This window comes from Pseudomonas sp. AC463 (assembly GCF_979253585.1).
This window is the reverse complement of the sequence record NZ_CEEDDZ010000004.1, coordinates 242,863-259,193: the sequence shown is the minus strand read 5'-3', so window position 1 is coordinate 259,193 and position 16,331 is coordinate 242,863. Positions and strand designations below refer to the sequence as shown.

General features: G+C 57.7%; 14 protein-coding genes and 1 pseudogene. 12 read left to right on the top strand and 3 right to left on the bottom strand.

Annotated features, from left to right (window positions below):
* The first annotated feature begins 17 nt into the window (after positions 1-17).
* The 10 genes from AC0IYH_RS06915 to AC0IYH_RS06870 all read left to right on the top strand — a co-directional run bounded on the left by AC0IYH_RS06915 (position 18) and on the right by AC0IYH_RS06870 (position 10,177).
* Positions 18-590 carry a cupin domain-containing protein gene (locus AC0IYH_RS06915; RefSeq protein ID WP_471833545.1) on the top strand — a complete coding sequence of 191 codons (573 nt, stop codon included), beginning with the start codon at positions 18-20 and terminating at the stop codon, positions 588-590.
* Positions 587-1,579, top strand: coding sequence for a fumarylacetoacetate hydrolase family protein (locus AC0IYH_RS06910; RefSeq protein WP_471833543.1), 993 nt, complete (start codon positions 587-589; stop codon positions 1,577-1,579). Before AC0IYH_RS06915 ends, AC0IYH_RS06910 begins: the two co-directional genes overlap by 4 nt.
* Entirely contained in the window at positions 1,570-2,562 is a 993-nt protein-coding gene (locus AC0IYH_RS06905) for an NAD-dependent epimerase/dehydratase family protein (RefSeq protein WP_471833541.1), read from the top strand. Before AC0IYH_RS06910 ends, AC0IYH_RS06905 begins: the two co-directional genes overlap by 10 nt.
* A 1-nt stretch (position 2,563) precedes the next feature.
* A complete protein-coding gene (locus AC0IYH_RS06900) occupies positions 2,564-3,349 on the top strand; it encodes a cyclase family protein (RefSeq protein ID WP_471833540.1) in 786 nt (261 codons plus the stop codon).
* Complete coding sequence (locus tag AC0IYH_RS06895) at positions 3,346-4,077, top strand: FadR/GntR family transcriptional regulator (RefSeq protein WP_471833538.1); 732 nt, start codon at positions 3,346-3,348, stop codon at positions 4,075-4,077. Before AC0IYH_RS06900 ends, AC0IYH_RS06895 begins: the two co-directional genes overlap by 4 nt.
* Entirely contained in the window at positions 4,074-5,033 is a 960-nt protein-coding gene (locus tag AC0IYH_RS06890; protein WP_471833536.1) for a LysR family transcriptional regulator, read from the top strand. The genes AC0IYH_RS06895 and AC0IYH_RS06890 overlap by 4 nt, the downstream gene beginning before the upstream one ends.
* 114 nt (positions 5,034-5,147) lie before the next feature.
* Positions 5,148-6,143: an ornithine cyclodeaminase family protein gene (locus tag AC0IYH_RS06885; RefSeq protein ID WP_471833535.1), complete on the top strand. Its 996-nt coding sequence runs from the start codon at positions 5,148-5,150 to the stop codon at positions 6,141-6,143.
* Positions 6,144-6,170: 27 nt separating this feature from the next.
* Positions 6,171-7,187 (top strand): dihydrodipicolinate synthase family protein, encoded by a 1,017-nt coding sequence (locus AC0IYH_RS06880; protein ID WP_471833533.1) that lies wholly within the window; start codon positions 6,171-6,173, stop codon positions 7,185-7,187.
* Positions 7,188-7,203: 16 nt separating this feature from the next.
* Positions 7,204-8,673: an NAD-dependent succinate-semialdehyde dehydrogenase gene (locus AC0IYH_RS06875; protein ID WP_471833531.1), complete on the top strand. Its 1,470-nt coding sequence runs from the start codon at positions 7,204-7,206 to the stop codon at positions 8,671-8,673.
* Positions 8,674-9,043: 370 nt separating this feature from the next.
* Positions 9,044-10,177, top strand: coding sequence for an FAD-dependent oxidoreductase (locus tag AC0IYH_RS06870; RefSeq protein WP_471833529.1), 1,134 nt, complete (start codon positions 9,044-9,046; stop codon positions 10,175-10,177).
* Between the two features lie 139 nt (positions 10,178-10,316).
* Here AC0IYH_RS06870 and AC0IYH_RS06865 read toward each other — a convergent pair whose 3' ends face one another.
* Positions 10,317-11,051, bottom strand: coding sequence for an EthD domain-containing protein (locus tag AC0IYH_RS06865; protein WP_471833527.1), 735 nt, complete (start codon positions 11,049-11,051; stop codon positions 10,317-10,319).
* Between the two features lie 890 nt (positions 11,052-11,941).
* On the opposite strand from AC0IYH_RS06865, the pseudogene AC0IYH_RS06860 reads away from it, so the two are divergent.
* Positions 11,942-12,858 (top strand): annotated as a pseudogene (locus tag AC0IYH_RS06860) (LysR substrate-binding domain-containing protein).
* 189 nt (positions 12,859-13,047) lie between these two features.
* Here AC0IYH_RS06860 and AC0IYH_RS06855 read toward each other — a convergent pair.
* Together AC0IYH_RS06855 and mobH are read right to left on the bottom strand one after the other, a co-directional pair.
* The gene (locus tag AC0IYH_RS06855; protein WP_471833525.1) at positions 13,048-13,857 is read right to left on the bottom strand and encodes a substrate-binding domain-containing protein; all 810 of its coding nucleotides are present in this window, start codon (positions 13,855-13,857) and stop codon (positions 13,048-13,050) included.
* A gap of 182 nt (positions 13,858-14,039) precedes the next feature.
* Positions 14,040-15,767: a MobH family relaxase gene (gene mobH / locus AC0IYH_RS06850; protein ID WP_471833523.1), complete on the bottom strand. Its 1,728-nt coding sequence runs from the start codon at positions 15,765-15,767 to the stop codon at positions 14,040-14,042.
* A gap of 229 nt (positions 15,768-15,996) precedes the next feature.
* On the opposite strand from mobH, the gene AC0IYH_RS06845 reads away from it, so the two are divergent.
* Positions 15,997-16,191, top strand: coding sequence for a DUF7740 domain-containing protein (locus tag AC0IYH_RS06845; protein WP_471833521.1), 195 nt, complete (start codon positions 15,997-15,999; stop codon positions 16,189-16,191).
* Positions 16,192-16,331: the final 140 nt, after the last annotated feature.

The window sequence follows — 16,331 nt, the reverse complement described above, 5'->3', positions numbered from 1 at the left end:
TGATTGAGGAGTCGAACATGCAACAACTTCCTGGTTTTAAACGTGTAGTCACCGGGCACGATGCCCAGGGCCAAGCGGTGGTCGCGCTCAGTGGGCCGACGTCGAACAGCTTTCCGCTCAAGGCAGTACCTGGCACCGTCTTCCATGAGATCTGGAACAGTGGCGCCAGCCCGGCCGTGCTGGATAACGGCGCCGACCCCACCAGCAAACCGCTTCAATTGAGTCCCGCAGCGCTGGGCAGTGTCATCCGTGTGGTGGATATCCCGCCTGACAGCGTGCAGAACCAAGTCAGTGCCGAGGATGCTGCGGCGACCTTTGCCGAAATTGGCCAGGCCCATGCCGGTACGGGGCAGGCTGATTCCAAACACAAGCTGATGCATCGCACCGAAACGCTCGATTACGGTGTGGTCACGGAAGGCGAGGTATGGCTGGTGCTGGATGGCGAGGAGGTGCATCTCAAGCGCGGTGACATCGTCGTGCAGCGAGGCACCAACCACGCCTGGAGCAATCGCACCGAGCAGATGGCACGCATGCTGTTCGTCCTGCTCGATGGCCGCTTCGCGCCTGAGCTGCAAGGAGAACAGGCATGAAGCTGAGTACCCTCAAGACTCACAGTCGCGACGGTAGCCTGTTGGTGGTGTCGCGCGACCTGGCCTGGGCGGTGGATGCCAGCGATATTGCCGCGACGCTGCAGGATGCCGTCGATCATTGGCCCAGCGTCGAGGCCGCTTTGCGCGAGCGGTACGACGCCTTGAATCACGGCCCCCTGGCCGGTGCCTTTGCCTTCGATCCGCAGCAGGCCGCTGCACCGTTGCCGCGTACCTGGCAATGGTTGGACGCTTCGTCTTTTCTCAGTCATGGGGAGCGGATGCAGAAGGCTTTTGCGCTTGATCCAATTGAAGGCGTCGAACACATCCCGCTGATGTATCAGGGCTGCGGCGATGATTTCCTGGGCCCCCACGACGACATCGCTCTACCGAGTGAAGCCCACGGCATCGACTTTGAAGGCGAGTTCGCGGTGTTGGTCGATGAGGTGCCCATGGGCTGCTCGGCGGACGAGGCCGCACGCCATATTCGACTCATTCTGCAAGTCAACGATGTCAGCCTGCGAGCCCTCGCGCCGCGTGAAATGAAAACGGGCTTTGGTTTTATCCAGGCCAAATCCTCATCCAGTTTTGCACCGGTGGCGATTACCCCTGACGAGCTCGGCGAAGCCTGGCGCGACGGGCGTGTGCATCTGCCGCTGCGGGTGGACTGGAACGGTCAGTGGTTTGGGCACGCCCATGGCGGCGCCATGCATTTCGGCTTTCATCAGTTGATCGCTCACGCGGCGCTGACCAGGCGCCTCAGGGCGGGCTGCCTGATAGGTTCCGGCACGGTTTCCAATGCCGATCTCAGCGTCGGCGCTGCCTGCATCGCCGAACGGCGTGCGGTTGAGATGATTGAGCACGGGGCGCCACAGACGCCGTTCATGCACTTCGGTGATCGTGTGCGCATGGAAGTCTTCGATCTGCAAGGGCAGTCGGTATTCGGCGCGATAGACCAGCGTGTCGTGCACGGAGGCCTCCCATGCGCGTGATGATTACCGGAGCCAATGGTTTTGTCGGCCGGGCGCTGGTGAAACGCTTGCTTCAAACCAATGAATTGCAAGGCCGGCCGATCAGCGCCTTGATCCTGCTGGATCGAGAGTTGGTGGGGTTTGCTGACGATAAGCGCCTGCGCCGGCATTGCGGCAGTGTGACCGACGCCGCGTTATTGCGTCGTGCGCTGGCCGATGGCATTGACGTGGTGTTTCACTTGGTCAGTATCCCGGGAGGAGCGGCCGAGCAGCACTATTCATCGGGCTATCAGGTCAACCTGCTGGCAAGCCTGGAGTTGCTTGACCAGTTGCGAGAACAGCCTGGTGCGCCGGTGCTGGTGTATGCCAGCAGCGTGGCGGTGTACGGGGGCGACCTGCCGGCGCGCATGGATGAGCGTGCTGTGCCGCGCCCGCAGTTGAGTTACGGCATGCACAAAGTGATGGTGGAAATGGCGCTCAATGACCTTGTCCGCCGAGGCGAGGTGGACGGTCGTGCCGTGCGCCTGCCGGGTATTGTCGCTCGTCCCCGTGAACCCAATGGCCTACGTTCGGCGTTCATGAGCGATCTGTTGCACGCTTTCGCTGAAGGCCAGCCGTATTGTTGCCCGGTTTCACCGCAGGCGCAGGCCTGGTGGATGTCCGTGAAGTGTTGCGTGGATAACCTGTTGCGGGCCGCCGAACTGCCGGCCGCCGAGCTTGGCGAGTCACGCGTCTGGCAATTACCGCTGCTGCACCTGTCGATTGCCCAGGTCATCGATGCCCTGGCCGCTGCCTACGGCCAGGAGCGCCGCGCGTTGATCAGCTTCGCGCCGGATGCTGGGCTGGAAGCGTTGTTCGGCAATTTCCCTGCGATGAAAACCCCCCAATCCCGTGCCCTTGGCTTTCGTCATGACGGCTCTGCCGGCGCCTTGATACGTAACAGTTTGAACGCTGCTCTCCCAACGCGTCGTGCGCGTGGGCGAGTGGCGCTGGGAGTGACCTGACATGCAATCAACTAAACGCCGTCTGGTGGACCTGTCCGTGACTCTGGATAACAATCCCTACACTGATCCACCGCCATTGCTGCCAAAAATCGACTACATGGACCACCAGCAAGGCTGGCCGGAGATGGCCGCGATGTTTCCCGGCCTGTCCAAGGAACAGCTGCCTGGCAATGAGTCCTGGGCCGCTGAACGCCTGCAGATCACGACGCACAGCGGCACGCATATGGATGCTCCCTGGCATTACGCCTCGACGACCGATGGCGGCAAGCCGGCTTTCGGCATCGACGAGCTGCCGTTGGACTGGTGCCTGCAACCCGGCGTGAAGCTGGATTTTCGTCATTTACCGGATGGCCACGTGGTCAGTGCCGCCGAAGTGCAAGCTGAGTTGGCGCGCATCGATTACGTGCTACAGCCGCTGGACATTGTCCTGGTCAACACCCGCGCCGGTGCGTTGTTTGGGCAGCCGGGCTATCTGGATGCCGGGGTGGGCATCGGCCGCGAAGCCACGTTGTTTCTGCTGGAGCACGGCGTACGCGTGGTCGGCACTGATGCCTGGAGCTGGGATGCGCCATTCAAGTACACCCGCGAACGTTTTGCGGCGACAGGCGACGCCTCGATCATCTGGGAAGGACATAAGGCCGGGCGCGACATCGGTTACGGTCAGATGGAGAAATTGGCCAACCTGGAATGCTTGCCGGCCCATGGTTTCCAGGTGTCCTGTTTCCCCTACAAGATCCGGCACGCCTCGGCCGGTTTCGTCCGCGCCGTGGCGATTTTCGAGGAATGAGCATGCCTGCGGACGATGGGAAAAAACGCGCCAGCCTTTCTCAGCGGCTTGAGGCTCTGCTCTCAACGCACATTCTTGAGGGGCGACTGCGTGGCGGTGAACAGTTACCCACCGAAGCGGCCATCATGCTTGAGCATGGCGTCAGCAGAACGGTAGTGCGCGAGGCAATGTCCCGTCTGCAAGCCGCTGGAATGGTTGAGACACACCATGGTATCGGGACATTTGTGCGGGGCAGTGCACTGTCGCTGGAGACCTTCATCGACCCGGCCACGATCGGCATCGTCAATGATTCGCTGGCGATCATGGAGTTTCGGATCGGTCTTGAGGTAGAAGCCGCCGGGCTCGCCGCTCAACGACGTACCCCCGAGCATTTGAGTGAATTGCGCGCGGTTCTCGATCAGCTTGAACAACCTGCAGTCAGTGTCAATGAACGGGCAGCGTTGGATTTTCAGTTCCATTTGAGCGTTGCGCAGGCGACGGGTAATCACTACATCGCCAACACCCTGCTCAACCTGGGCGTGGTCATCATCCCGCGCAGCCGACTGGATTCTGCGGGGCTGTTTCACGATGAGCCTGTGCACTACGAACAGCGTATGCAAAGCGAGCACGAACAGATTTACCAGGCAATCCTTAATCAGGACGCGGAATACGCGCGCGCGGCCATGCGCCTGCATCTTCAGGACAGTCGCGAGTATCTGCATCAGGCCCGCAACGAGCTGATGACATGACCAATAATAAAAACATTCAAGGTGCCCAGGTGCCTGAAACGGCCTCGCAGTATCCCGCCACGGCGCTAACGATCATCGACCCTCGATGGATATTGTTTGTACGCGTCGCGGCGGCTGGAAGTCTGAGCAAAGCCGCCGTTTTATTGGATATGCCCCAGTCCATGGTGAGCCGAAATATCGCTCAGCTCGAATCGCAATGTGGCGAGCGGTTGTTTCATCGTACTGGCCGTGGGGTTGTGCTGACTGAGTTTGGGGAGCAGTTGCTGCCGTGTGTTTCGAATCTTCTTGCGGACGCTGAAGGGCTGGCTGATGACATTCGAACCCGGCGCGGAAAACCGGTGGGGGAGGTGGTCGTAGGGATGCTGCCTTCAGCGGTGCGTCGGTTTGCCGGTACGCTGTTTGCGGCGGTGCAAGCCCAGATGCCGGGCGTGAGGCTGCACCTGATCGAGGGCGCGAGTGCGCAACTTGAGGAGCAGTTGCAGGATGGCCGTCTCGATATGGCGCTGGTGCTGCGCGAGAATGAAGCGAGCATTGGCGAGGCGTATCTACTGGCCAGGTTACCGCTGCATTTGATCGGGCCCGCCAACGATCCAGTCCTCGCTGAGCGGGATATCGCCTTAAAGCAGTTATCCGGATTGCCACTGGTGGTGCCGGGCCGTCCGCACCTGTTGAGGGCCAGGCTCGATCACCTGGCGATCGAGCATTTCATGGAGTTGCGCGTTGCCGTGGAGGCCGACTCCGTCCAACTCCAGTACGAAGTCGTTGCGGCAGGCGGAGGTTATGCGATTGCCTCTGTGCTACCGGGCTCGCTGGATCAACGACTGATTTCAGCGTGCATTGTCGAGCCGGTGCTCGAGCGATTTGTCGTGCTTGTCGAGTCTCCCCGCCGTCCTGTGACGCGTGCCTCCCGTGAGGTGCGCCGGTTGATCTGCAATCTGGCCATGCCATCGATTTGAGCGATAGCTGCTTTCGATTCCGCGCAGTATCCGGCGTGGGGCGCGCCTCGTAGGGTGTCAGTCAATCAATGGCTGATACCCGATTGCGAGGTTAGCGATATGCATGACTCCCCAGTGAACCCAGTAGTTGCCCCGACGCTTTTTCTCAGCGACGCCGATGTCGCCTCGCTCGTCGACTGGTGCGAAGCCGTCGCCGCGCTTGCCGAGGCGTATGCCTGCCCTACAACGGATGCCAGGGTGCCGCCTCGTTCCATGGCGCGGGGCGATGGGATCTGGCTGCGCAGTTTGACGGCTGTTCCCCCAGCAGGCGGTCACATGGGCTGCAAATTGATCGCAGCGTCTATGCGTGCCCGTTGCGCCAGCTATCTGATCGCGTTGTTCAATCAACAAACCATGGCCCTCAGTGCGTTGATCGACGGCAACCGAGTGACGGGGTTGCGCACGGCTGCAACGGCCGCACTGGCGGTGGATTTGCTGGCGCCTCAGCGGGCCCTGCGGGTCGGCGTGATTGGTGCGGGGTTTGAAGCGCGTGGCGCGCTTGACTGCCTCAAGTCTGTGCGCGATGTGGCCCGTGTCAGGGTGTTCAGCCCAACGCCCGCGAGCCGTGAGCGGTTTGCCGAAAGCTTCAGGCCAGGGCTGGATATTCAAGCGGTGGACACCGCGCAAGAAGCCGTACAGGACTGCGATGTGGTGATTTGTGCCGCACGCAGCCGTGACGAGTCTCCCGTATTGCTGGGGGAGTGGCTGCCCGCGGGCGTTACGGTCGTTTCATTGGGTTCCACCTTGCCTGAACAACGGGAGGTTGACCCGGTCACGATGGATCGAGCCGTGTGCATTGTCGCTGATATGCCGCAGGAGGTGCTTCACGATACAGGTGACGCCATTGCCGCGATCAGTGCCGGCGTGTATGTCGCCGACAAATTGGTAGCGCTGTCGGATCTGGTAGCGGGTCGGGTTAATCCGCGCCAAAACGACAGCGACATCGTTCTCTACAAGTCAGTTGGCTCAGCGCTGCAGGATGTTGTCATTGCACAAGCGCTGTACGAACGCGCCAGGCAACAAGGCCTCGGTATCGAGCTGCCTGCCAGCATTATCCCTGTCTCGAAATAAACCCTCCACTGTTCAAAGGAAGTCCTCATGGCTACTTACAAGAAAGCTGATGCCCGCGCCTGGGCCCGTGAAAACCTGGTGGGCTGCTCGGCTGTCACCATCCCAAGCTTCAGCGCCGACCTCAAGCAGCTCAATGAGCGTGGCATACGCCACGACATCGCGCATACGGTGGGGCTGGGTTACAGCAGCACATTGCTCTGCAGCGAGCTGGCGATCTCGCCCCAGGAAAACGCTCAATTCACCGCCTGGGCGCGTGAGTCGGGCAAAGACCTGATCCTGTTCTTTCACGCAGCGTTTGGCACGCTCGCAGAGAATATCGAGGCGGTAAAGCTCGCCGAGAAAGCCGGTGTAGACATCGTCCTGCTCTCCTACCCACCGCAGTTCTGGCCGACCAGCGAGCAGGAAATCTACGACTACACCAAGTCGTTCTGCGATGCGACGGACCTTGCCGTCATGCTCTTCCCGATTCCGTTATGGGGCTTTGAACGCGTGCATCCGGCGGGTATGTCGCTGGAGCTGGTCCGTCGTCTGTTGGCCGATTGTCCGAATATCGCAGCCATCAAATCGGAGCAAGGGTTTCCACTGCCGGCTGGTATTTGCGAGATGTACTACCACTTCCGTGATCAGGTGGTGATCAGTTGCCCGATCGAAGGGGATGCCATTCCCTTGATGAGCCTGATGAAACTGCAGTTTTCCGGCACCAGCAACACCGCCTGGATGAGCGACTACTACCCGAAAGCGTTCGAACTGGCGCGCACAGGCCGCTTCGAGGAGGCGATGGAACTGTATTGGAAGGTCAATCCGGCGCGCAGTGCCAACGGCGCCGCTGCTCAAAGCTACGCCGGCGGTACCGGGGTGCTCAATCGCACGATGTGGAAATACCAGGACTGGCTCGCCGGCTTCAACGGCGGCCCACTGCGTGCCCCAGCGATGCGCGTGCCGGATCGCCTCATGAAATCCCTGCGTCAAGGGCTGGTTGCTGCGGGCCTGCCGGTGACTTCGGATCCTGACAGCGCCTTCATGATCGGGCGTCACCCTTGCTGATTGGGAGGATTGCAAAGTGAAGCATTTACTTAAAGATCCCACGCTGTGGCGTACCGGTGCCTACATCGCTGGCGAGTGGTTGAACGAGACGCCGCACGGTCAGTACACGCTGCGTAATCCGGTGGATCAAGCGGTACTCACCGAGCTGCCGCGGTGCCGCACGCCTGAAGTACGCCGTGCAATTGAGGCCGCGCATGAGGCCTTTGGCCCATGGCGACGCTTGACGGCTAAACGCCGTGGCGAGGTGTTGCGCCGTTGGTATGAGTTGATGGTTGAGCATCGGGAGGACCTTGCCACGCTGATTACCCTGGAGGAGGGTAAGCCGCTGGAAGAGGCGCGCGGGGAAGTCGATTACGCTGCGTCTTTTGTGCGATGGTTTTCGGAAGAGGCCACGCGCGTGCGTGGTGACGTGATCCCCGGGGTAAAAGACACGCAGCGTATCGTTGCATTGCGCGACCCGATCGGGGTCTGCGCCGCCATAACACCGTGGAACTTTCCGGCCGCCATGATCACCCGCAAGGCCGCTCCGGCACTCGCCGCAGGCTGTACGATGGTGGTTAAACCGGCAAGCCAGACACCGCTGACGGCGCTTGCGCTCGCCGAACTCGCCCAACGCGCCGGGATACCGGCCGGTGTCTTCAGCGTGATCACCGGTAATGATACCCGCGACATTGCGGGCGAACTGACGGCCAACCCGTTGGTACGCAAGCTCACGTTTACCGGTTCTACTGAAGTTGGCCGGTTGCTCTTGGCGCAAGCGGCGCAAACCGTCAAGAAATGCTCGATGGAATTGGGCGGCAATGCGCCCTTCATTGTCTTCGACGACGCTGATCTGGATGCGGCCGCCGACGGGGTGATGTTGGCCAAGTTTCGCAACAGCGGCCAGTCCTGTATCGGCGCGAATCGGGTGCTGGTGCAGTCTGGGGTGTATGACGCACTGGCCGAGCGCATCGTCGAGCGCGTGGCACGGTTAAAGGTAGGGAATGGCCTGGAACCCGGTGTGCAGGTGGGGCCGTTGATCGACGAGGCCTCGGTGCAGAAATCCCAGGCGCTTGTAGATGATGCGCTCGCGCACGGCGCCCGACTGTTGGCCGGCGGTACCCGTCATGCACTCGGTGGAGGGTTCTTCCAACCCACGGTGCTTGCGGATGTGACACATACCATGCGGATTGCCCAGGAGGAGATCTTCGGCCCGGTCATGCCCCTGTTGCGTTTCGAGACGGATGATGAGGCCATCACGATGGCCAACGACAGCGAGTATGGCCTTGCCGCCTACCTGTTCAGCCGTGACGCGGCGCGGATCTGGCGTAACGCTGCATGCATTGAGTCAGGCATGGTCGGGATCAACTGTGGCTTGATTTCAAATGAGGTTGCACCTTTCGGTGGCGTGAAGCAGAGCGGTCTCGGGCGAGAGGGATCTCACCTTGGAATCGACGAATTCCTTGAGGTGAAATACCTCTGTTGGGATGGCCTGGAAAGCGTGTGAAATGAAGTAATCAGCCGCGAATGGAGGCCGATGCATTGCGGTTCATGTGAACCGTATATGCGTCGGCCTCCTGTATTTATAGGCGCGAGCTGGTTATCGCGCAGGCTGACCAAGCCTGGTTCTGCCGCAACGGCAGGCACCCCGAGCAATCGGGCAGGCTTACCTTCAGACACCCATCACCTGCGGCGATACCTCGGATTGTGGAAAGCGATTTCAGCGCGGATATCCAATTCGATAGTCTCGTTGTTGACCCGGCATGTTCAGTCGGAACTTCATGAGCCTGCGGCATTTGAGTCGAAAGCGCTGCCGGGCTCGTCGGTGCGCAATGCAATGTCAGCCCGATTGAAATAAGAATAATTAGGAGAGCGTGATGATTGCAGCAGTCAATAAGGTCCTGGTGATCGGAGGAGGGTTTTCCGGCATGACCGCGGCTATCCAGCTTGCCCGTCAGGGCGTCGAAGTGGACCTGGTCGAAATAGATCCTTTGTGGTGTCCCCTGGGGGCCGGCATTACGCTCAGTGGGCCCACGTTGCGAGCGCTGGATACGGTTGGGATTCTGGAAAGGGTGGCTGCCGAAGGGTATCTGTCGACCAATTTCGATGTGTTCTCACCGGCGGGTGACCTGATCGTGCAGTTGGCGCTTCGACCCCCGGTCAGCGATAAGCCGATTCCCTGTGGCGGTGGCATCCTGCGCCCGGTGCTGGCTCGAATTTTTGCCGATAAGACTCGGGAAGTCGGCACCAACGTGCGCCTTGGCATCACGTTCGACAGCATCGTCGAACATGCGGAGGGTGTTGACGTGTCTTTCACTGATGGAACCGCCGGGCGCTATGACCTGGTCATCGCCGCCGATGGCGTGCATTCGCGGTTGCGAAAGGAGTTGTTTCCAGAAGCACCCTCGCCAAAACCCATTCACCAGAGTGTCTGGCGCGCGGTGCTGAAGCGTCCGCCCGAAATCGTCCGCCCCAGTCATTGGCTGGGTCGCACCAAGGTTGGCGTCAATCCGATTTCCGAGACGCATATGTATATGTTCCTTATGGAAAACCGCGAGTTTTCCGAATGGATTGATCCGGCCAGTTGGCCAAGCGAAATGGCGCGTCTTCTGGGTGAGTTCCCCGCCCCGATCCTGCAAGCGCTGGTGCCGCAATTGCACGAGCCGGGTACCCATATCGACTATCGTCCGCTGACCAATCTGTTGGTGCCGTTGCCATGGCATAAGGGCCGCATTGTGATGATTGGGGACACGGTGCATGCCACCACGCCACATCTGGCCTCCGGGGCTGGAATTGGTATCGAGAGCGCCATCGTGCTTGCCGAAGAATTGTTTGCCGGTAGCGATCTGCAGGCTGCCCTGAATCGGTTCGAAGCGCGGCGTTGGGAGCGTTGCCAACTGGTGGTCGAGAACTCTGCACGGCTGTGCGAGATAGAAAAAAGTGCGGGTGACAAGGAAGAGCACGCTCAGATCATGCGAGAGTCCACCACTACGTTGGCTGAGCCGATCTGATTTATCGAGACGCTTCGGCTGTAGGGGGGAGGCGGTAGCTATCCTGCATCTGGTGCGCTGTACCCAGCATTTGAGTGTGAACTCAACTGGGAAAGCGACTATTGCAATGATGTAGGATAGCCGCTTTATTGATTAAGCTTTACTGGCAAAGATCGAGAATTACAACTTCTTTGACATACACGAAAAAGGATTCTGACGATAGCGCAACGCCCTCGTCAGAAAGTTGTTGGAACAGTGATCTCTGATACTCACGAAAACTAAAAAGATCTTCTTTGTTTTCAAACCACATGCTCGAAACGCCTTCGTATACCGCTATGTTTTCTCCGAAATAAGAAGTCACCCGGTCTCCTTCGGGGAGATACCTGGAACGAACATGCCTGCGTAGCGCATTTTGGAAGTGTGGGTATTGACGGGTGATGGCTTCGTGCGCCAAATTCCAAGCAGTGAAAAAGGTATCCAGGTTCAACGCTGGGTTCTTTTTCAGGAAAATCATCGCCTTCCATTTCAGCGGAACTGCGCCTGCATTGAATATCTCGGCGTCATCCATCAACTGAGCAGCTTGTTTAGACAGGTCAGCGAAGTTTTTCGCATCAGGTCCGGTGGTTTGTTGGGTGTAGGGATCGCTGAAGGTGTGAATCAAACCTGACATATCGTCGAAAAATAACTCGGTGATGGAGTCTCGGTGAAAGGTTTGTGTGTAAGAAGTATCGTTTTCAACTCCGAAAGCAGAGTCGATTACATGATTTTGCAGGTATCGTTTTACACCTAACGGTTTAACCTGAGCGATTTTTCCATGCTGATGCTCTATGTACTCCAAAAACTCAGCATGCGTCATTCCTGGTTTTCGGCGGACAGCGGCTAGGATTTTAATCATGATGACTCTCACTTTTGACGGGGTTTAGTTAAGTTTTTATCGTTCTACATACCGTTTGCAGTTTTTTCAGATTTTATTCGCCGTGAGGCTTTTTAGACATGAAAGATAAAAGCAAAATCGGTCTGCAAGCCAATCAACGTTTCTGCTAGCAGGTATCACATAAAAAAATTCTTGACGAAACCTCATCCGTTATAGTCCGCGAGCAGCGTGGAGGGGTTCTAGTGCATGGAGGCATCGTGCACGGCAATGATTGAGACCACGGTCCAGATATCCCGTTTGAGCGAGGTCATCCGGTCGGTGATATCTAGGAATGCCGGAGGCTCACAAGACAGCGGTTGCCAGGGCCTCAGCCGTCTCGCAGGCCTATTAAAAATGTCACGTCTTCTTCAAACACCAGCAGGACCTGACTATCCAGCTCATTACGAAGATCGATGCAGTGTTAGTTTTTTTGCTCATGCCCTTACTTACGTGTGTTGTATTAAAAGTCGAGCGTCGAGCGTCGAGCGTTAAGGCTTCGGCATGGCTTTCAGCACATCAACCGAACGGTTGAGGTGGGAGATCTTACTAAAGATACATTAGAGGTTTGCAAGCGAGTATTAATAAAATAATAGCTGGAGGCGTATTGCGCGCATTTTTAGGTCGTGAAAGTTTATTGAGTTTAAGGGCTGGTAAGGTCTCTCTCTACAGGGGGCTGATTCAGCCCCCGCTGCCCTCTGATTTTTTTTATGATTCGATTCAGTGATCGATGACTCAGAGTGGTCTGCGTCGAAAGGCCGAACAATAACGCAAACGTCACTGCTACATGAATAAAATTCAGCACTCGTCAATCCACAGCGCAAATGCTTGAATGGGGCTGCCCGTTCAACAACAAAACAATAGGCTGAACACTGATGCGTCAGGACGACACGCCTTCATCCCAGCTGCCACCGCTGAGAGCAATTCAAGCCTTCGATCAAAACGCGCGATTTGGTAACCAGGCCAGAGCGGCCGGAGTGCTCGACCTCACGCCCTCAGCGATCAGCCATCAATTGGCCAAACTGGAGGTCATGATAGGTCGACAGTTGTTTGCGCGCGTGGCGCGCGGGGTGACACTGACGCCGGTCAGCGAGCAGTATTTGAAGGACATTTCCGGCTTGTTGCAGAGCCTGGAGGTTGTCACCGAACGGGCCGCGAGCGACGTCAGCCTGGATTGCCTGCGGCTGCATTCTTCCTCCAGCTTTGGCTTGCTCTGGCTGATGCCCCGGTTGGAGTCATTCCGCATGAGCAACCCGGGCATTCAGATCAACTTGTCATGCTCCTACGAGTCGCTGCACTTCAGCCAAGACAAGATCGATGTGGATATTCGTCATGGCCGGTCTAACTGGCCGAGCTACGAAGTGCGCACTGTGCGCAACGAAAGCTTCTCGGTGCTGGCCTCGCCCAAGTAGATCGCGCGTTGCATGATAAACAACGCCGCTGATTTTTTGGCGCAAGACCTGATCCTGTCTGAAGCGACCTTGCTCCGATGGCCTGAGTGGTTCGCCCAACACGGTCTGGCTCGCCCCGAAAACCCTACGCGTTGAGTTTTGACCTATGCTACATGAGCCTGGAAGCGGCGAGCCATGGTCTGGGCTTCGCTCTTGAAAGCACACTGCTGGCGCTGAAATACCTCGCCAACGGTTCGTTGGTTGAAGTCGCCTCCGAAACGCAGAGCTCCCCGGTAGCGGCGCACCATTTAGTATTCCCGAGGGCCCACTCGAGTTTTCCCAGAGTCAGGCGTTTTTTGGGTTGGATGGAGGGAGAGCTGGGTCATAGCTTTGTTTTTTAGTCGGCAGCGTATTTATCGACAGCGCTCGGGTCTAATCACGCAGGTTCCCGTCAATTACGATTTTCATTGCCAGTGCCAGTGCCAGTGCCAGTGCCAGTGCCAGTGGCGCAGGCGCATCAATAATTCCTTGCTAATGCAACAGGTAATCGATACTCGCTTGCACCTGGCCTTCCGGGCCCTGATCCAGCATTAGTGACATGAGGCCCTAGCGTAGCAACCGTGAATGCAATGCGCGGGCTTCATGACCGATTCATACCGGATTTGCGCCCACATGAGTGAGAGCAGCCGTATACCCATTGAGCCGCTACCGCTGTCATAAAGTCCTGCCAGCGGTTGATCCGGGAGACGTTGCGCAACGGCGGCGTGGGTGAGTTCATCGTCATCGAAGCACTCGATCGGGCCAACGATGCGTTTATCGGGAGCGTGCAGCGCCATCACTTCGATAAAGCCCTCGGCTCTTTCCTGGTGGGCAACGAAGGTTCGCAAATTAACCACCAGCAGCACGACGACGGGCCGCTGGCTGGTCCATTGTCTCATCAATCGTCCAGCGCTGCACCCGGCAGCGTGGTTGTCGATGCCCACATACACCGCACCTTGCACATCCGAGAGGTTGTTAGTCAGCAAAACGGAGGGTGTGCCGCCCTTCACGATTGCGTTCAATGCCTGGTTTACGAAGGGTGTGTCAAGAGCGATCACGATCATGCCGTGGCGTCGCGAACGCGGTTTGTGCAGGGCGTCGGGCAGTTGCTTCGGTGTGCTCTCAGCCCAGCGCTGAATGCGCAGGGGAAGTTGGTCACCGGGGCGTCGTGCCTGTTGTTTTAAGGCTGCATCCAGACGTTTGAAGTGGGTGAAGCTGTCGCTCAGCAACACATCGACGATCATTGGGCCCGTAAATGGCGCAGGCAGGCCTGGGCGGATGCTCAGGGCGCGTACCACGGTCAGCACCTTGCGCCGTTTAAGGTCAGACACCCGGCCACGGTCATTGAGCGCCTGGTCCACAGTGCTCAGGCTGTCGGCGCTGATGCGGAATTGCTCTACCTACTGGGGCAAACTGCCCCACCATGGATAGGTTGATACCCGCGCAGACAGCCATAGTCTTGAAGGCTGTTTGGGTCAGTGTTTACTCGGCAGTTGAGTCAAATTTTGATCAGCGCCTACAAGCCAAGAAGCATACACGGAAATTAATCTGTTTCGATTCGAAGAAAAGGGTTGTCGGGTGGTATCAATTCGAAAAATAACTTCGCCTCTTCAATTAGATACCCCTTCAGGGTGGTTTTCTTCCTAGGGCCTTGCACTTGGCACACCCAGATATTCAAACCGTTGTCTCGTTTCCTGTGGATCTTCAGTTTCTCAAATTGCTTTTGCACCCAACGCCACTCCTCAATTTCATGATCTATACCCTGAGAGATATTAGGAAACTCCTGAGCGTAGCGTTGGAAGAGACCAGGTGTTACTAGAAACACAGTTCCGGTTACGGTATGGATTTTTGCCTTGCTGTCGTTGATGATCAGCTTGTGGTTCAGGATCCCTTCCTTGACCCAGTTCAGGAAAACTTGACCTTGGTTCTTCGAAGGAGGATTTAAAATTTCGAGAGCGCTTTCTGACTGTGTATCACTGGTCCCGGGCTCTTCCAGCTCGAACATGTTTAGCGGCGTCCCGAGGTAGTCGGAATCCTCTGTTTCCATAGGATCTTCCAGCGATTGGTTTTGATGCGATCCTGTTCCGCCTGCCTTCGACATTGGTGGTGAAACCGAAACGTCAGCCGAGTGGTCTTCAGCCGCAATACTCACTGTTCCGCTGAAAGCCTCAGGCCTGTCTTCGCTCCCCCAGATCAACGTCGGTTGAAGACGCAGAAAGGTGAAAGTCTGCTGCCACTGCCCCTGCGCGACTAGAGCAGTCCAGATCGCTCTGCCTTCCGGGGTGGACGCGACCAGCCCATGCGATTGCAGTTCGTCGAACACAGCAATGTTGGAGGAGGGAATGCCCTCAATCGATTGCGACAGCAGATAGGCTCTCAGCTTGTCCGTGACCGTCTTGCTGACTAGCCAGAGGGCGTCTTGGGTCAGCCAACCCGCGGCACCTGGCTGGTTGAGTTTCAGTTCGTGCTGAACCAGATGACGCAATCCGCTGATCAGGTGGTACTGCAGTGAATGAATCGGCGCTTGCAACGCCTTGCTCGGGTTACCACCGATGTTCTGTGCTGTGGAAACACGGTCAGCCTGCATCACCAACTCACCCAGCACACCGGCACGTTCGTACTGACCGGCCAGGACATACAGCAGACTGGCCCACAACGATTTAAATCCACTGAGCCAGTCCAGGATGAGGCGGTCGAGAATCTGGGTGTAGAACAAGCCGGCGGCGGCGCCGTGCAGGCGGTAGTCGCGACCTTTCACATAGCGAAAACGGTAGGGCTGATCCAGGGGACCCTGCCATGGATGCCAAAGGCGGCCGTCCTGGTGTTCGACCTGCAGGTCCACGGCGATCTTGCCGATGTCATGTAGCAGGGCGCCATAGGCGATTCCAGCGGACCACGCGTCGGTCTGGGCCGCCTGATCTTCGGGTGCAGCGCCGGTGGGCAGCAGATACGACTGACGCAGTTTCAGACTACAGGCAACCAACTCGAGACCATGGTCGAGCATGCCGCCGAGATACGCATGGTGGTGCGTTTCGCTGGCGGGCAGTTGCTGGACCCGTTCGGCGTAGCGATGGATCGGGTTTAGATAGAGCTGGGTGAATTGCGCGTGGGAGAGGGCGGTGTACTGCCAGATGCGCTCGAGCAACTGGCGGCGGTGCTCGGCCGCTAACAGGGTACGAGCTGATTCATTGGGCAGGTAACCGTCGGCGACGCTCGAGCTCAGTAGCGGAGGGGGCTTTTGCCTTTTGCGTTGAAACAGGTTGAAGAGCATCGTGATCTCCGAGTGGCGGTTGGATCTGCGGCCTTTTAGCCTTTGCGGATAGGGCTCTTACCTTTGACTCCCCATTCCCTTCCAACCCTTACCGATCCTTTTTGGCTCATGTCCTTTTGAGAGGCAATCGAAATATCGATTTCCTCAGGTGCCATTTTATTGGAGGCGCGTGCTGGGACATAAAAGGGAAGAGTCGGTAGGCTGTGGTCCGAATTTTTTGAGTATTGCCATGAACCTCACTGACGCCACGCTGGTGCTGCTCCTTGCGGCCCGTATCCATGGGACCGACGAAGCTGTCAGGGCTTCGGCGAAGAGCGTGGTCAAGAAATTACCGCGCGGTAAGCGTGATCTGATCTACAAGGTGATCGACAGCCAAAGCCCACTCGAGCTGATTGGGTTTCTAGCGGATCACCTGGATGACTGATCCAGCGGTATCTTGTCGGATTGTAACGCTCTCAAATGGACCATCAGTCGGGAGTGTCAACCGAGGACTCACGACAGATTCAGAGTTGTCCACGAAAAGCGTGTGTATATCTGTGGATAAAGCTCTACGTGCCGCGAAGT

Bases quoted from the DNA above. Each gene is read 5' to 3' on its own strand.
- AC0IYH_RS06915 (WP_471833545.1), top strand. From the start codon at position 18: ATGCAACAACTTCCTGGTTTTAAACGTGTAGTCACCGGGCACGATGCC.
- AC0IYH_RS06910 (WP_471833543.1), top strand. From the start codon at position 587: ATGAAGCTGAGTACCCTCAAGACTCACAGTCGCGACGGTAGCCTGTTG.
- AC0IYH_RS06905 (WP_471833541.1), top strand. From the start codon at position 1,570: ATGCGCGTGATGATTACCGGAGCCAATGGTTTTGTCGGCCGGGCGCTG.
- AC0IYH_RS06900 (WP_471833540.1), top strand. From the start codon at position 2,564: ATGCAATCAACTAAACGCCGTCTGGTGGACCTGTCCGTGACTCTGGAT.
- AC0IYH_RS06895 (WP_471833538.1), top strand. From the start codon at position 3,346: ATGAGCATGCCTGCGGACGATGGGAAAAAACGCGCCAGCCTTTCTCAG.
- AC0IYH_RS06890 (WP_471833536.1), top strand. From the start codon at position 4,074: ATGACCAATAATAAAAACATTCAAGGTGCCCAGGTGCCTGAAACGGCC.
- AC0IYH_RS06880 (WP_471833533.1), top strand. From the start codon at position 6,171: ATGGCTACTTACAAGAAAGCTGATGCCCGCGCCTGGGCCCGTGAAAAC.
- AC0IYH_RS06870 (WP_471833529.1), top strand. From the start codon at position 9,044: ATGATTGCAGCAGTCAATAAGGTCCTGGTGATCGGAGGAGGGTTTTCC.
- AC0IYH_RS06865 (WP_471833527.1), bottom strand. From the start codon at position 11,051: ATGATTAAAATCCTAGCCGCTGTCCGCCGAAAACCAGGAATGACGCAT.
- mobH (WP_471833523.1), bottom strand. From the start codon at position 15,767: ATGCTCTTCAACCTGTTTCAACGCAAAAGGCAAAAGCCCCCTCCGCTA.
- AC0IYH_RS06845 (WP_471833521.1), top strand. From the start codon at position 15,997: ATGAACCTCACTGACGCCACGCTGGTGCTGCTCCTTGCGGCCCGTATC.